Below are 14,874 nucleotides of genomic sequence, written 5' to 3'. Positions count from 1 at the left end.
CGTTGTGTCGTTTGCCGGGTTTTTCTCTACCTGTTCTATCTGTCCGACCTTTTCCGCTGCACGGTCGCGTGCGGCGGTAGCGCCCCGATTTTTCTCACAAAACTCAAATCCCCTTTAGCTATGCCTGAAATGGACCTTGCCGTGAGCGGCCTGTTGATGTATTATTTCGACAAAATCGCTGCGCTTTCGCGGCATTTTGGACGACTCGACCTGACGGATTGCAATCTGCCGATCCGAATCTCTTACATGAATGGGCGCAAGGGCGTCGCATGTACGGAGTATTTCCTCGACCGGGTGAGCTGGCTGGAGGAGGAGGGCGCAGTCGCTTTCGATGTGACGGGCATGAGCGACGACCCGGACAAGTATACGCTGGAGGAGGTTGAAGCGGCGCATATCGACCGGGTTCCCGGCACGGAGCGGCGCTTCGTTTTGACGGGCGAGCGGCTGCTGGCGTGCGATCCGCTGGTCGATGTGTTGAGCCTGGCCACGCTCTTGCACCACCTGCTTTGCAAGGCGCAGGGCAAGGAAAGCCAGCAGCCGGCAGCCGACATGCCGTTCGATAAGGACGCGTATACCCGAATTCTGAACGATCTGGAGCAGTTCTTCTGCCGGCTCGATGACGAGCAAGTCCGGGAAAAGGAATGACCTCGAACCCATGAAGCCCTGCCGGAGCCTATTGACCAGCCGCCTAACCATGCTACCGATTACCGATCCCCATTTATCGTTTGTGACTGTAACCTCCGCCGTACGATCCGGTACGGCGGAGGCGGCTTCGGGAGGCTTTCGGACCGGGAGAGGCGGAGGTGAGGGGCTGAGCGCAAGAGCTGGCAGGAAAAGACACGATCCTGTATGCAAGTAAACGGTTTTCATAATGAAAATTGGGTTGAATAATGACGATCTTACGTCCGGGGCATTTGCTTCCCGGCGGCGGGGCTTCGGTCCTCGCACTCTCTCAACGCAGCCGCAAAGGCTGAAATTATGGTAGTTAGTGATGCCTGCAACCCGAAGCGTCAGACAACGGTCGGCGCTTCGGGGGCGGGTTTGCGGTGACGAGAATCGGTCTCTTTGCAGATTGTTTGCTTGCGCGGATTTGCTCACAAAAAAAGTCTCCCGCAGGAGACTGAAGCGTGCGGATAAAGGGACTCGAACCCCCACGCCGTAAGGCATCAGATCCTAAGTCTGACGTGGCTACCAATTACACCATATCCGCTCTTTGGTCGCAAAGGTAGATAAAAAATTGCAAATCACAACCTGCGGCAGGGGATTATCCGGCTTTTTTACTTATTTTTGTGGGTGAAATTGCCGGACTATGCCCCAGATCATCACACTCCAACTCACCCCCCGGGAGGCCGCTGACGCGAAGGTCTACACCTCGCTCGCCGCGCGGAAGATCGGCGTGCCCGAGCAGCGAATTGCGCTGGTGCGTGTGGTTCGGCGATCGATCGACGCCCGCCAGCGACAGCCCAAGGTCCATCTCTCGCTCGAAATATATTCGGACAGCGAACCGGAACCCGCCCCCGTGCATTTCGATTACCCGTCGGTCGCGGGACGTACGGAGGTGGTGGTCGTGGGCTCGGGTCCGGCGGGACTCTTCGCGGCGCTTCGGCTGATCGAGTTGGGGCTGCGTCCCGTGATTCTGGAGCGGGGCCGCGACGTCTCGGCTCGCAAGGTGGACATCGCCCGCATCAACCGCAACGGTACGGTCGATCCCGATTCGAACTACGCTTTCGGCGAGGGGGGCGCGGGAACCTTTTCCGACGGTAAACTCTTCACCCGCAGCAAGAAACGCGGCGATTACAACCGGGCGCTGCAAACGCTCGTCTTTCATGGCGCCACGCCCGAAATCCTCTACGAGGCCCATCCGCATATCGGCACCGACCGTCTGCCCGGTATCATGCAGCGCATCCGCCGCACGATTCTCGATGCCGGCGGCCGCTTCGTCTTCGAAAGCCGCGTGACCGATTTCGACATCCGTCAGGGACGTATCCGCGGCGTGAAATGCGGCGACGAGCGGATCGACGGTGCCGCCGTGATCCTGGCCACGGGCCACTCGGCGCGCGATATTTACGAACTGCTCCACCGGCACGGCGTGCGCCTCGAAGCCAAGGCTTTCGCCATGGGCGTGCGCATCGAACACCCCCAGGCGCTGATCGACTCGATCCAGTACCACTGCACCGAACGCGGCGAGTATCTCCCGGCTGCGGCCTATTCGCTCGTAAGTCAGGAGCAGGGCCGCGGCGTCTATTCGTTCTGCATGTGTCCGGGCGGCTTCATCGTTCCGGCGATGACCGACGCCGCGCAGTCGGTGGTAAACGGCATGTCGCCCAGCGGCCGCACCTCGCCCTATGCCAATGCGGGGCTGGTTACGGAGGTGCGGCTTGCGGATTTCGAACACCTGCGCGCCGAGTGGGGCGAGCTGGCGGGGCTGAAATTCCAGCAACAGTTCGAAGAATTGGCGCGGACGCACGGTGGCGAAGCACAGGTGGCTCCCGCGCAGCGGGTGGCCGATTTCGTGGCCGGACGCGCCAGCACGACGCTCCCCGCGACCTCCTATATTCCCGGAATCGCCCCCTCGCGGCTCGACCGGTGGATGCCTCCGTTCATCGCCGATGCGCTGCGGCAGGGGATCAAGACGTTCGGACGACGCATGCGCGGTTTTCTGACCAACGATGCCGTGGTGGTGGGCGTGGAGTCGCGGACCTCGTCTCCCGTGCGCATTCCGCGCGACGCTTCGTCGCTGATGCATCCCGACGTGGCAGCGCTTTTTCCTGCAGGCGAAGGGGCCGGTTATGCCGGTGGCATCATCTCTGCGGCTCTCGACGGCCAGCGAATCGCCGAGGCGGTAAAAAATTACATCGGATAAATGAATAACGTACATGAAATACCCCCCCCCGCCGTTACGGTAGTCATCCCGGTCTACAACCTGGAGGAGTACATCGATGCGTGCCTCGACTCGGTGGAAGCGCAGACTTTCCCCGATTTCGAAGCCATCGTCGTCAACGACGGTTCGACCGACGGCTCGGAGGAAAAACTTCTTTCGCATGCCCGGCGCGACCCGCGCATCGAGGTGGTCACCGTCTCCAACCGGGGTGTTTCGCTGGCCCGCGAGGCGGGTATCGCACGGGCCCGCGGCCGGTACATCTGTTTTCTGGACGGCGACGACCTCTGGATGCCCGACATGCTGAGCCGGATGGTGGAAGCCATCTCCGAAAACGGCGGTTACGACATCGTATGCTGCAACCACAAGCGGATCTGCGCCACCTACGAGTCGCCCGTCCGGGAGCGCAGGCGCGACGACATGCAGGGCCTCGATTTCCTGGAAGCGACCCTGTGCCACGCCATTTCGGTAACGGTGTGGGGCAAACTCTACCGGCGCGAGCTCTTCGCTCAGGGGCTACACTACTACCCGCTGCGCCTGGGCGAGGACAGTCTGCTCAACATCGAGATCGGCTGCCGCATGCCCCGGGTGCGTTTCCTCGACTACGTGGGTTATGGATACGTGCAGCGGGCGGGATCGTCGAACCACCGCAATTTCGACATCGCTTATTGCCGTCTGTTCTGCGAAGCCGTGGAGCGCGAGTTGAACCGCCACGGGCGGGTGCTGGGCGGCCGCACGGAGTTCTACGCGCTGCTCAACAAACTGCGCTGGTACCAGGTCTACATCCGCAAGTGCAGCAGCCGGTGGGCCGGCGGTTCGGAGTTCGCCGTGCATGTCTATGCGCTGGCGGACCGTTACCGTTCGGAGCTGCGGGCGCGCTATTCGCGCTGGTCGCTGCTGCTGCTCGACATGTACCGCTTCCACTGGCTCAAACCCGCCGTTGCGATGGCATCGACGGTCATGCGCTGGAACACCAGTTTGCAGCGGCGCCTGGCCCGCTAACCCTCAATACGTTGCTCTATGCCCCGTCACTACCTCTTTCTGGCCTCGCTGGCCTACGCTTTTCCGATTCTCAGGCCCTTGCAGCGGGCGATCCGCGCGCGCGGCGACGAGGCGGCGTGGTTCATCGACGAGGCGGCGTGCCGTGAACTGCTCGAACCCGGCGAGCGGGAACTGCGCACGGTCGCCGAGGTGATGGAATACGCCCCCGAAGCCGTCTTTACGTGCGGAAACTACATGTACGATTTTTTCCCGGGCGTCAAGGTCCAGCTGTTCCACGGCTACGCCATCAACAAGCGCAACGACAGCCGCGACGACCATTTCACCATCCGCGGCTGGTTCGACATCTACTGCACGCAGGGTCCCAGCAGCACGGGGCCGTTCCGGGAACTGGAGCGACGGCTGCGCTATTTCCGGGTCTACGAGACGGGGTGGACCAAGGCCGACACCTATTTTTCACCCGAAATGCAGCAGCGGCCCGCGAATACCCGTCCGACGATTCTCTACTCGACGACCTTTACCCGCTCACTCACCTCGACCCCCTTTCTGGCCGACGAGATCGAACGGCTGGTTGCTGCGCGCGACTGGGAGTGGATATTCATGTTCCACCCCAAACTGACCGATCCCGAAATTCTGGGCCGTTACGAGCGGATCGCCGCCGGGCGCCAGAATGTGACTTTCCTGGGAAATACATTCGATGCGGACGCCATGCGGCGTGCCGACGTGATGCTGTGCGACAGCTCGTCGATCATCCTCGAATTCATGTTTCTGGACAAGCCCGTCGTCACGTTCCGCAACTCCCATCTGGACGACTGTCTGCTGGACATTCGGGAGCCGGAGCAGCTGGAGGGTGCCCTGGAGCAGGCCATCGGCCGCCCGGCAGAACTGATGGAGCGGATTCACGCCTACACCATGCACCACGAACCGCACCGCGACTGCCGCTGTTCGGAGCGGGTCCTCGATGCGGTCGACGATTTTATCGCCCGCGGCCGCGCGGGGCTCAGGCGCAAACCCCTCAATCTGGTCCGTAAATGGCAGGTCCGGCGCCGTTTGCACTACTTCCCGTTTTTCGGACGCAGGTAGAGAATACAAAGCCGCTCTTTCGGGAGCGGCTTTTTGTCGGGGCGGTTTGCAATCGACAGCTACATGTGCAGCCCCTTGATGACCAGTTTGACCCAGAACTGCGAGCGGGGCGCGCAGCTCAACCAGCCGATGCAGAGGGCCTTGGTGTCGTAAAATCCCTTGCAGAAGCGGGCCCGCGAATTTTTCCGGTACAGTTTCCAGTTCTCCAGAATGCCCTTGGTCAGCTCCTCCGACAGACGCGAGTTCCATTTCGAGTTGCGCAGCTCGCGTCTCAGCCGCGAAAACTGGGTGCGGGCCGTGAGGTACAACACCTCGTTGCTGTAACCCAGCCGCTCGTATACGTTATAAATATGGATGCGCGTGCGCATCAGCGTATGCGGGTCCACCTGGCCGCGCAGCAGGCTGGTCGGCACGTAACGGTAGTGGTAGGTGGGGTTGCTGTTGCAGACGATGTGGTTGATATGGGCGCAATATTGTGCCGTAAATATCTCGTCTTCGGCATAGCGGAAATTGGGGTCGAAACGCACGTTGTATTTCTCGATGGTCGCCCGCGAGAACATTTTGTTGCAGGTCCAGCCGAAGCAGCGCACACGCAGCAGTTTGGCGATCACCTCCATGCAGGCGCGGTAACCTGCGCCTACGGGGACGCTGCAATCGGGCATGGGGTAGTGCCGCAGCGAAACCGAGTTGTCGGGCATGTAGGAGCGCTCTTCCACCAGATTCGTGAACGCGATCCCGCCCTCTTCGATCCCGCTTTGGACGAATTGCTCCAGGTGGGTGGGTTCCACCCAGTCGTCGGCGTCGATGAAAACCACAAACTTGCCCTGTGCGTTGTTCAGACCGCAGTTGCGGGCCTGGCTGACGCCCTGATTGGGGTTGTGGAAGACGCGGATGCGATCGTCCTCGCGGGCATAGCGGTCGCAGATCGCCCCCGACGCATCGGGGCTGCCGTCGTCGATCAGGATGAGTTCGAAATCGCTCATGGTCTGTCTCAGCACACTCTCTATGCACTCCGAGATGTATTTCTCGGCTTTGAACACAGGTATGATGATCGAGATGAGCATGAATTCAATCGTTGACTTCTTTCGTTCTTGCAGTGGTTTTACAGGGTTTGCAGCCCGTCCGGTGAGAGATGGTCTCTTCAGATCGACTGCAAATATAGTGAATTATTCGTTTACTTTTCTATAAACGCATTTTCGGACAGAATACTGCATGGAGACCGAGAAAAAATTATTTCGGGTTGCTGGATTTATAAATTGCTGTGTTTTAAATGATTGATAAATTTCTATTCGGGTGTTTGTTAAATTTGTCATAAAATTCTAAAATTATTTTAATAAAAAACTTGCACGGAATATTTTTTCGCCCTATCTTTGCAGTGAAGTTTTAAGGTTCATTTAGGTTAGTAGTTAAGGTTGGTGAGGAAACTATGGAAGACGGGCTCGGCCCGATTCCGGGTTTCCTTTTTTTATTCTCTTTCACTACCGCTTTGCGTCATCTGTGCGCCTGTCCGACGGTATTCACTTGCCGAAGCGTTTTTTTCTGAAACCCTAATAATTTATGTGTCAGCAGGTTAATCTTTCACAGGCAAATTCCAATGTTACCAAATTGTTAAATATATTTAATATATTCATAAAATATTTGCATAATTAAAAATCAAGCCTTATCTTTGCAGTGAAGTTTTAAGGTTCATTTAGGTTAGTAGTTTTAGGTTGGTTGAGGAGATCGGCAGGTTGTAACTCCTGAGGAGTTGCTAAGATTCTCGAGGGCGGTACTCGTTCCGAGAGTCGAATACCTCCGATTGAACCTCTTTTTGGAGGGGGTGGTTCCCCGCCAAAAGAAAAAGGTCAGAGTCGTGAGACTCGGACCTTTTTTCGTTTCCGGGGTACCACTCCGGTTCGTTTATCGCTTTCAGATATTCTCCAGCTCCTCGTGGCCGATCTCCACCTCTACCGGGCCCAGCGCATAACAGCCGATGTCGTAGGGATTGTAGTGGAAAACGACCCCGTCCGCTGTAACCCTGAAATTCTCCGTGACCCCGATCTCATCGGGAAAGAAGCCGAGAGCCGAAAGTCCCTCATCGTCCGTGGTCCCGTATTCCTCGTGGATGCGACGCCGGATCAACGAGTCGAGCTGCGGCAGCCGGTCCTCTCCGAAAAGTTCCCCGGCCGTCAGTTCGTATCCCTCGGCCAGCGAATAAGTGTGGTACTCGATGGCATATATGCCATGTGCGCCGCCCGTGTAACTCCACCGCGAGATGGTGTAGCTGACCAGCGTGTCGACCACCTCGCCCGTGCTTTCGGCCGTGATCTCGTAGCTCGAACCGCCTGCTCCCGATAGCTGGGCTTCCTCGAAGAACGTAGTGGCGATCTCTTTGAGGGAGGCTTCTATGGCCTCTTCGGCGCTCCCGGTAAACTCCTCCAACTGGAAGAAGTAGGCGATGTTGGCCTCCTCGATGGCTTCCAGAGCGGGGGAGTCGGCAGCGTTGCGGATCGAAGCAAAATCGTATGCGATCCGGCATTCGGCTCGGGAGTTGTCCAGCAGCGTGTCGAGCGATACGGTGCCGAAACGGGGTTGCACGTTTCGGTCCGTACAACCGGCAGCCAAGAGGAACGAGGCTGCTATCACAAAGGCGGTTTTCAGAATTTTCATGACCGGATTGGTTGACTTTCCGACTCTAAAGGTAGTTAAAATGCGCTTCAAGAAATGAAAGAATGAAAAAAATCGCATATTTTGCCTGAAAATTTTGCAGATTTGAAAAGAGGCCTTATCTTTGCACCACAAACTCAACACGGTGGATTCATCTAAGGGTTAGGATACGTGCCTCTCACGCACGACATAGGGGTTCGAATCCCCTATCCACTACAAAGACGCTCGCAAGTTATTGTTATCAATAAGTTGCGGGCGTTTCGAATAATGTGGCCGGGACTGTTCCGGCAGCCTTGCGCGACCCTCTTTCTGATGCTCGAATATCACGTCGTACCGGGGTGGAGTAAAAGACAACCTTTGCGGGACTCAAATACTCATAGTTTGAGTTTGAAATGGTTAAATATTTTTTACTTTTGTATTTTATATTGCGGGTTTGCTTGTCCCATACACATGTAGGCATGAAGCAATTTCGTAGTAGAGCAAAAGTTTATTTTACAACTATTGATTATGCAAATGTCAGTAAAAGAAAGGCTTATAGAATTTCTGAGATCGCAGGGGATCAGCCAGCGTACTTTTGAGCAGACGATAGGCGTTTCGAACGGCTATGTGAATACTATTCGAATGTCTATTCAGCCCGATAAAGTGCGGCGTATTGCTCAGAATTTTCCATCTCTGAATACCGGATGGCTCTTGACCGGAGAAGGCGCAATGCTAAAAGACGATGTCGAAATGATTGAACCGTCACCGGATAATGAATTTCCCGATGCTGTTCTAAAGGCTATTTCTGCCGTAGAGAAAATAGCCAATTCCAACCAAATACTTTCCGAGTCTAATCGAATTCTCGCGGAATCGACGCATGAGTTGACTCTTACGAATAAGATTCTCGCAACGTCGAACACGGATCTGGTGCAGAAATTTGCAGGGCTTCTGGATGAACTGCGGGAATTGAGAGAATCCCCCGAAAGGAACTATCCGTCTCTCGATAATCTGCCATTACGAGTCGCTTCGGATGTCGATCCGCATTATGATGATACAAAAGAGCGTGGATGAACATGTGGGATGAATATTTGAAATGAAAAGAGATCGTTGCGCGGTATCCGTGACAGAAACGCGAAATCCTGCCCGGTTTCTGTTCCGCGCTGCCCTGTTGCCAACTGCTCGTCAAGTCTTGTCTTCGACCGCGTCTTGTTCCGTGCAGCCCGCTTCCTTGTTCCGTTCTGCCTTTTGGCCTGCTCTGTCCCGGTTTGTTCGGCTTTTCTCGCCTCGCCTTTTCTGTCCCGTTAAGTTCTATCCCGTTCTGTTCCGTCCTGCCTCTATTCGGCCCGTTCCGTTTCCTGCACGTTCCCCGTTCCGCCTTTTCCTTGTCTTGGAATATCTGTCCTCATTCCGCTTTGCTCGGCATTTCTGTTCGGTCGGGTGCTAACATTTCCTGCCCGGTCCTAACGGAGCTTTGCGCTGTTCCATACGGCTTACCTACAGACCGTTCCCGCCTGCTCCTGTTTCGAAGTATTCTGTTTGTCCGGTCGGGCATAGTTTAGTCTTGTTCGTTTCTTTCACCCATTCAACGCTCCGGTCTCTTCCCCAGCACCTCTATCCTCACTCGAATGTCCATTACGCTTCCGACCGCCCAATCACGACGCGGACGGCCCAACTTTCCCGACAGCCTCTCCTCCCATACAGACGGTCCGGCATTTTCCTCGGCCCCCCCCCTCTCCTTAGAACATTCCTGCCTCCTTGTTCCTCATGAAATTATTATGCTGCCGGACGGTCCGCCACGCTTGCCTGCTGCGGAAAATCACGACGGACGCCCCATTCGGGCGTCCGTCGCTTCGGTTTGGTTATTCAGGTTGGTGGGGTTGCTTACTTTTCGCACTTGGCCTTGAATTTATCCAGCTGCCTTTTGAGGGCATCGATGGCTTCGTCCACGGCCTCTTCGAACGCCTTGGCCTGGTGGCAGGCCACCAGCTCTTCGCCGGGCATGTGGAGCGTGATGGTCGCTATCTTATTCCCTTTTTCAAAGTCCTTGTCGAGCCTCAGGATGACCTCGGCACCTGTCGAGCGCTCCGCCACGCGGTCCAGCTTGTCCATCTTGGCTTGGATAAAATCGACCAGCCGCTTGTCGGCGTCGAATTTCACGGATTGAATCTGTACGTTCATAGCCTTACAGTTTATTGAGTTAATTATTTCCCTCCCTTTTCGCGGGGATGGGCTTTCGCATATACATCCCTGAGCCGTGCAATGCTGTTGTGCGTGTATACCTGTGTCGCCTGCAACGAAGCGTGCCCCATCAGCTCCTGTATTTCGCGCATACCGGCACCGCCGTTCATCAGGTGCGTTGCAAAGGTGTGCCGGAGTACATGGGGGCTTTTCTTGCCCTGAACCCCCGCCTCGGCGAGCTCCGCCTTTACCGTACGGTAAACGACGCTGCGAGATATGCGTTCACCTTTCAGAGTTAAAAATAGTGCTTTTTCTTGAGATTTGCAAATATTTTGCCGCTCAATCAACCCCATGTAATGCAGAATTTTCCGCCGTACCTCCTCCATGACGGGTACCAGCCTCACCTTGTCGCCCTTGCCCCGGACGCGGAGCGTGTAGAGATCGTCCGAAAAATCCCCGCGATCGATGCCGACCAGCTCCGCCAGGCGGATGCCGCAGGCATAGAACAGAAGCACGATAAGCGAATTGCGCTCGGTAATGAAATCCTCGCTGTCGCATTCGCATGCGCCGACGATCTGCGTCATGCGCGTCTCGGGCACGAATGCGGGCAGGCGGCGCGAGGTCTTCAGCGAGTGGATGCCCCGGAAAATATCTTTCTCGACGGCTCCCGTGCGCAGCAGCCAGCGGAACAGCGCCCTCAGCGACGACACCTCGCGGTTCATCGACCCGGCACTGATCTTGCCCTGCTCGGTGCGGTGGATGATCCATGCACGAACCTCGTCCCGGCTCACGGCGTTCGGGTCGAAATGCGCATCGTCCGTATCGAGCCAACGGAGGAACTGCTCCACATCGCGGCGGTAGTTGCGCACGGTGAGGGGCGAAAAGCGGCGCTCGGCCTCCAGGTAACGGATGAATTCGGCTAACATGAAGCAAATATACGCAAAAACCCCTACCTTTGTATCTAAAACGATTCTATAATGAAAGAGAGCTGGAAACCCGGAACCCTCATCTATCCGCTGCCCGCGGTGCTGGTCAGTTGCGGCGCTGCGCCTGAAGAGTACAACCTGCTGACCATAGCCTGGACCGGCACGGTATGCACCGATCCGCCCATGTGCTACATCTCCATTCGCCCCGAGCGCCACTCCTACGGAATCATCCGCCGCACCGGGGAGTTCGTCATCAACCTCACGACCGAGAAACTGGCCCGCGCCACCGACTGGTGCGGCGTCCGCTCGGGCCGCGATCACGATAAATTCCGGGAGATGAATCTCACGCCGTCACCGGCCCTGCACGTCGCGGCTCCCATCATCGAGGAGGCGCCCGTGAATATCGAATGCCGCGTGCAGCAGGTGGTGCCGCTCGGTTCCCACGACATGTTCCTGGCCGAGGTGGTCGGCGTACAGGTCGACTCCGACTACATGGACCCCGTCACGGGCAAATTCTGCCTCGAGCGCGCCTCGCTGATCGTCTACTCCCACGGCGAGTATTTCGCTCTTGGCCAAGCCCTCGGCCATTTCGGATGGTCCGTGCGCAAGAAAAAGCAAACCCGGTGACGCCAAAAAACAAACCCCTCTTAATCAAATGATTAAGAGGGGTTTCCGCTTTGTGCCCAGGACAGGAATCGAACCTGCACGCCTTGCGGCACACGCACCTGAAACGTGCGCGTCTACCTATTCCGCCACCTGGGCATTTCTGGAATTGCGGTGTGCAAAAGTAACACTTTTTTCTGAATCGCCAACTGTTTTTCGGAAAAAAATCTATTTGTTGAGGTATTTAAACTGAAACAGAAGCAGATAGATGACAGCCACCGAGATGTAGGCATCGGCCAGATTGAAGATCGCACCGAAGAAATAGTTGTTGCTGTCCACCAGAAAACGCAGAAACCGCGGCACACTGTTCCACTGGAAGAGCGGGAAATAGAACATGTCCACGACTTTGCCCATCATCAATCCGGCGTAGTGACCTCCGAAATGCGCCACGGTATAAGGGGTCGACTCCGAGAAGATCAAGCCGTAGAAAGCGCTGTCGAGGATATTGCCCAGGGCCCCGGCAAAGATCAGCGCCAGCCCCACGAGCACCCCCTTGGGGGTTTCGGGGCGGCGGCCCAGACGGTAGATGAGCCAGCCGACCACGCCCGTCATCCCCAGCCGGAACAAGCCCAGCAGCAGTTTGCCCCAGTCGAATCCCCCGGGCGTCGAGATGTGCATGCCGAATGCCGCGCCGTTGTTTTCGATGAAGCGCAGAAAGAACCAGTCGGGGAATACGGTGATCGATTCGTCGAGGTGCATGTGTGTCTTGACCCAGATTTTGAGCGCCTGGTCCGCGACGAGCAGCAGGAAGATGAGGAGCGAAAGTTTTTTCAGATTCATGTCGAGCGTTTTATTCTGACGCAAAAGTAGTAAAAAATCTCTTTTTTGCGGGGTGGCGTGCATTTTTACAACGCCTGAAGCGGCGATTCATCCAAAAAACTATAACTTTGAAATTCTAATTCTTGATGGTATGAAGAGATTGTTACTCGTTTTTGCCGCTCTTGTCTTTACTTTAGGCTGTACGAAAGAACCGGCGGAACTCTCCTCCGGAGGGAAAGATGCTCCCGGTGCCGCAATCGTAGGCGATGCGCGGATCGCTGCGAAAGGAACCCTGGCCGTGAAACTCTCGGCCCCGACCGCCAAAGCCGTAGTCGAGTCGATGATTGCGTCCGGGGAGGGAGCTCGTTCGGGCGTCGAGGAACTCGATACCGTGCTGGACGAGATCGGCGCCACCGGTTTCGAGCGCGTATTCGCTTACGATCCCGCTTGGGAAGCGCGCTATGAAGATACGGGGATCAATTGCTGGTATGCCGTTTATTTCGATGAAGCGGCGGATGTTTCGGCGGTTGCAAAGAAATTTTCGCAGGTTGCCGAGGTGCAGTGCGTAGAGCTCCCCGTAGCGGCCCACTGCCGCCGTGTGATGAGTAAAGGCCCTGCACGGCCCTATTTTGTAGATAACGATCCCGCAGCCGATCTGACCACCCGGGCCGGAAAGACCATGAACGATCCTTTCCTCAATAAGCAATGGCATTATAACAACACCGGTCCCCAAGGCGACCGGTACGACGACCGCGTAGCCGGAGCGGACATCAACCTCACGGATGCCTGGAGCCTTTGTACCGGTAGCGCCGACATCGTCGTTGCCGTAATCGACGAACCGGTCTATACCGAACATCCCGACCTGAAAGCCAATATCTGGAGCAACCCGAAAAATCCGAATGAGCACGGCTACAATTTTGCAAACAACAGAGCCGAACTGGATTGGAAATCCTATTTTTACGATGATTCCGATCCGAGTATACCCGAAGCCAGCCGCTATTCCTATGCAGATCACGGTTCCCATGTGGCGGGAGTTATCGCCGCTGTGAATAACAACAACCGTGGCGTTTGCGGTATTGCTGGCGGTAACGTGAAGAATGGAGTAAAGATCATGTCCTGCCAAATTATGGGATATGATACCTCCAGTTCCGATAACTATGCGGATTCGAAAGCATTTGAATATGCGTTGAAAAACGGAGCCGTGATCGCTCAGAACAGCTGGGGTTACGGTTTTGATGCTGAATTCACACCATCTGTAATGGAGCAACTTTGGAAAGATGGCTCCGATCATAGTTTGTCGTTGTTGAAAACAGCCATCAACACCTTTATCAAATATGCCGGTACGGACAATCCTGCCTCTCCGATCCAGGGCGGATTGGTGTTTTTTGCCGCCGGGAACGACGGCGACATCTACGGTGATGCGAAAATCTATCCCGCAGCCGACGAATCGATCATAGCCGTCGGGTCGATGGGCTGGAGTTTCAAGCCGGCATATTATACAGATTACGGCTCGTGGGTGGATATTACCGCTCCCGGAGGCGAATTATACAGTGATCTGCCCATTGACAGAGGAGTATTGAGTACGATCCTTTGCGACAATACGATGAACTATGCCGATAAACGCAAGAACAGCTCTTCGTACGGTTATGGTTTTATGCAGGGAACTTCGATGGCTTGTCCTCATGTCTCGGGCGTAGCTGCTCTCGGTCTTTCGTATGCATCGCAGTTGGGTAAGAAATTCACGGCAAGTGAATTCAAATCTCTACTTTTGAGTTCCGTGTATGGAATAGACAAGCATTTTACCGGTTCCAAATATACGGCTTACAGGAACAAGATGGGCGGCGGCTGTATCGACGCGCTCAAACTGCTCTTGGCCATCAAGGGAACCCCTGCGATCTATGTGAAGACCGGCGAAGCTACCACGATCGATTTCGCGCGTTATTTCGGCGGCTCGGCCAGCAAAATCCAACTCACGGGCGCCGACATGCCCACGGATTACAAAGACAAAATCGGTCTATCCTCCATCCCGAAATTCAACGGTACATCGATGACGTTCAACTGCTCGAAGCCGGGCGTAGTGATAATGACTCTGCGTGCCACGGCCGGCGATACGAAAATCACGCGCGAATTCGCCCTTGTCTCCCGCGCGGGCCTTGCCGACAACGGCGGCTGGCTTTGATCCCCTTTCATGCAAAATGAGCAGCTCCGGAAACGGGGCCGCTTTTTTTGAGGTTATATATATAAGGTATCGAGCTGACGGAAGCCCTTTTTCGCTGGTTTTTTCAATTTTTTTGTAAAAAATAGGTCCGAATATTTGCAAGTTCCGAAAAAGTCCCTACCTTTGCATCCGCGTTTGAGAAAAACGGTTGTTCTTAAAAAAGTCGGAGAGTTTACAATAAAGGAGCTCGAAGCCCGTTAGGAATACGGAAATTTCGAAAAATGCAAAGTTCTTGAAAAAAAGATTTGCAGGATTGAAAAAGATCACTTATCTTTGCAGTCCTTTCGCACTACAAAATGTGCGGTTTTTTCAACAAGGTTCTTTGAATTACTGGTTATATTTGAGAGAAAAGAAATGTAGTATTTATCTGTCAATTTCCTTTTAGGAAATAAACGAAGTAGTCAGGACTCTAACGAAACATTCTAAATTTTTTACAATGGAGAGTTTGATCCTGGCTCAGGATGAACGCTAGCGGCAGGCTTAACACATGCAAGTCGAGGGGCAGCACGGTGTAGCAATACACTGGTGGCGACCGGCGCACGGGT

At 55.3% G+C, this 14,874-nt stretch carries 12 protein-coding genes, 3 tRNA genes and 1 rRNA gene; 9 read left to right on the top strand and 7 right to left on the bottom strand.

Annotated features, from left to right (window positions below):
• Nucleotides 1-120 precede the first annotated feature (120 nt).
• Nucleotides 121-645, top strand: coding sequence for a hypothetical protein (locus tag ACMQ11_RS05465; RefSeq protein ID WP_418991756.1), 525 nt, complete (start codon nt 121-123; stop codon nt 643-645).
• 483 nt (nt 646-1,128) lie between these two features.
• Here ACMQ11_RS05465 and ACMQ11_RS05460 read toward each other — a convergent pair.
• Nucleotides 1,129-1,210 (bottom strand) — tRNA-Leu (locus ACMQ11_RS05460).
• A gap of 99 nt (nt 1,211-1,309) precedes the next feature.
• Between ACMQ11_RS05460 and ACMQ11_RS05455 the strand changes: the two genes are divergently transcribed.
• Genes ACMQ11_RS05455 through ACMQ11_RS05445 form a run of 3 tightly spaced genes read left to right on the top strand, consistent with a single transcriptional unit; the run spans nt 1,310 to nt 4,960 of the window.
• Nucleotides 1,310-2,863 (top strand): NAD(P)/FAD-dependent oxidoreductase, encoded by a 1,554-nt coding sequence (locus tag ACMQ11_RS05455; RefSeq protein ID WP_418991755.1) that lies wholly within the window; start codon nt 1,310-1,312, stop codon nt 2,861-2,863.
• Nucleotides 2,864-3,880: a glycosyltransferase family 2 protein gene (locus tag ACMQ11_RS05450; protein WP_418991754.1), complete on the top strand. Its 1,017-nt coding sequence runs from the start codon at nt 2,864-2,866 to the stop codon at nt 3,878-3,880.
• Between the two features lie 18 nt (nt 3,881-3,898).
• On the top strand, nt 3,899-4,960 hold the full coding sequence (locus tag ACMQ11_RS05445) for a CDP-glycerol--poly(glycerophosphate) glycerophosphotransferase (RefSeq protein WP_418991753.1): 1,062 nt from the start codon (nt 3,899-3,901) through the stop codon (nt 4,958-4,960).
• A gap of 59 nt (nt 4,961-5,019) precedes the next feature.
• On the opposite strand, the gene ACMQ11_RS05440 is transcribed toward ACMQ11_RS05445, so the two are convergent.
• Together ACMQ11_RS05440 and ACMQ11_RS05435 are read right to left on the bottom strand one after the other, a co-directional pair.
• On the bottom strand, nt 5,020-6,024 hold the full coding sequence (locus ACMQ11_RS05440) for a glycosyltransferase family 2 protein (RefSeq protein ID WP_418991752.1): 1,005 nt from the start codon (nt 6,022-6,024) through the stop codon (nt 5,020-5,022).
• Nucleotides 6,025-6,868: 844 nt separating this feature from the next.
• Nucleotides 6,869-7,609 (bottom strand): DUF3298 domain-containing protein, encoded by a 741-nt coding sequence (locus ACMQ11_RS05435; protein ID WP_418991751.1) that lies wholly within the window; start codon nt 7,607-7,609, stop codon nt 6,869-6,871.
• 141 nt (nt 7,610-7,750) lie between these two features.
• Here ACMQ11_RS05435 and ACMQ11_RS05430 point away from each other — a divergent pair.
• Both ACMQ11_RS05430 and ACMQ11_RS05425 read left to right on the top strand, forming a co-directional pair.
• Nucleotides 7,751-7,822, top strand: a tRNA-Glu gene (locus tag ACMQ11_RS05430).
• A gap of 297 nt (nt 7,823-8,119) precedes the next feature.
• Nucleotides 8,120-8,656 (top strand): helix-turn-helix domain-containing protein, encoded by a 537-nt coding sequence (locus tag ACMQ11_RS05425; protein WP_418991750.1) that lies wholly within the window; start codon nt 8,120-8,122, stop codon nt 8,654-8,656.
• 810 nt (nt 8,657-9,466) lie between these two features.
• On the opposite strand, the gene hpf is transcribed toward ACMQ11_RS05425, so the two are convergent.
• Together hpf and ACMQ11_RS05415 are read right to left on the bottom strand one after the other, a co-directional pair.
• Nucleotides 9,467-9,763, bottom strand: a complete 297-nt coding sequence (hpf, locus tag ACMQ11_RS05420; RefSeq protein ID WP_418991749.1) for a ribosome hibernation-promoting factor, HPF/YfiA family — start codon at nt 9,761-9,763, stop codon at nt 9,467-9,469.
• A 23-nt stretch (nt 9,764-9,786) separates the two neighbouring features.
• Nucleotides 9,787-10,689: a tyrosine-type recombinase/integrase gene (locus ACMQ11_RS05415; RefSeq protein WP_418991748.1), complete on the bottom strand. Its 903-nt coding sequence runs from the start codon at nt 10,687-10,689 to the stop codon at nt 9,787-9,789.
• Nucleotides 10,690-10,740: 51 nt separating this feature from the next.
• Here ACMQ11_RS05415 and ACMQ11_RS05410 point away from each other — a divergent pair, with 51 nt between their 5' ends.
• Nucleotides 10,741-11,316 (top strand): flavin reductase family protein, encoded by a 576-nt coding sequence (locus ACMQ11_RS05410; protein WP_418991747.1) that lies wholly within the window; start codon nt 10,741-10,743, stop codon nt 11,314-11,316.
• A gap of 53 nt (nt 11,317-11,369) precedes the next feature.
• On the opposite strand, the gene ACMQ11_RS05405 is transcribed toward ACMQ11_RS05410, so the two are convergent.
• Nucleotides 11,370-11,451 (bottom strand) — tRNA-Leu (locus ACMQ11_RS05405).
• 69 nt (nt 11,452-11,520) lie between these two features.
• Complete coding sequence (locus ACMQ11_RS05400) at nt 11,521-12,132, bottom strand: signal peptidase II (RefSeq protein WP_418991746.1); 612 nt, start codon at nt 12,130-12,132, stop codon at nt 11,521-11,523.
• Between the two features lie 130 nt (nt 12,133-12,262).
• Here ACMQ11_RS05400 and ACMQ11_RS05395 point away from each other — a divergent pair, with 130 nt between their 5' ends.
• Together ACMQ11_RS05395 and ACMQ11_RS05390 are read left to right on the top strand one after the other, a co-directional pair.
• Complete coding sequence (locus ACMQ11_RS05395; RefSeq protein WP_418991745.1) at nt 12,263-14,290, top strand: S8 family serine peptidase; 2,028 nt, start codon at nt 12,263-12,265, stop codon at nt 14,288-14,290.
• Nucleotides 14,291-14,762: 472 nt separating this feature from the next.
• A 16S ribosomal RNA gene (locus ACMQ11_RS05390) occupies nt 14,763-14,874 on the top strand; the annotation flags it as partial.

The organism is Alistipes sp. (assembly GCF_048465575.1).
Classification (GTDB): Bacteria; Bacteroidota; Bacteroidia; order Bacteroidales; family Rikenellaceae; genus Alistipes.
This window is presented reverse-complemented; position numbering and strand designations above follow the sequence as displayed.

Coding starts and splice junctions, on each gene's coding strand:
- ACMQ11_RS05465 (WP_418991756.1), top strand. CDS start 121: ATGCCTGAAATGGACCTTGCCGTGAGCGGCCTGTTGATGTATTATTTC.
- ACMQ11_RS05455 (WP_418991755.1), top strand. CDS start 1,310: ATGCCCCAGATCATCACACTCCAACTCACCCCCCGGGAGGCCGCTGAC.
- ACMQ11_RS05450 (WP_418991754.1), top strand. CDS start 2,864: ATGAATAACGTACATGAAATACCCCCCCCCGCCGTTACGGTAGTCATC.
- ACMQ11_RS05445 (WP_418991753.1), top strand. CDS start 3,899: ATGCCCCGTCACTACCTCTTTCTGGCCTCGCTGGCCTACGCTTTTCCG.
- ACMQ11_RS05440 (WP_418991752.1), bottom strand. CDS start 6,024: ATGCTCATCTCGATCATCATACCTGTGTTCAAAGCCGAGAAATACATC.
- ACMQ11_RS05435 (WP_418991751.1), bottom strand. CDS start 7,609: ATGAAAATTCTGAAAACCGCCTTTGTGATAGCAGCCTCGTTCCTCTTG.
- ACMQ11_RS05425 (WP_418991750.1), top strand. CDS start 8,120: ATGTCAGTAAAAGAAAGGCTTATAGAATTTCTGAGATCGCAGGGGATC.
- hpf (WP_418991749.1), bottom strand. CDS start 9,763: ATGAACGTACAGATTCAATCCGTGAAATTCGACGCCGACAAGCGGCTG.
- ACMQ11_RS05415 (WP_418991748.1), bottom strand. CDS start 10,689: ATGTTAGCCGAATTCATCCGTTACCTGGAGGCCGAGCGCCGCTTTTCG.
- ACMQ11_RS05410 (WP_418991747.1), top strand. CDS start 10,741: ATGAAAGAGAGCTGGAAACCCGGAACCCTCATCTATCCGCTGCCCGCG.
- ACMQ11_RS05400 (WP_418991746.1), bottom strand. CDS start 12,132: ATGAATCTGAAAAAACTTTCGCTCCTCATCTTCCTGCTGCTCGTCGCG.
- ACMQ11_RS05395 (WP_418991745.1), top strand. CDS start 12,263: ATGAAGAGATTGTTACTCGTTTTTGCCGCTCTTGTCTTTACTTTAGGC.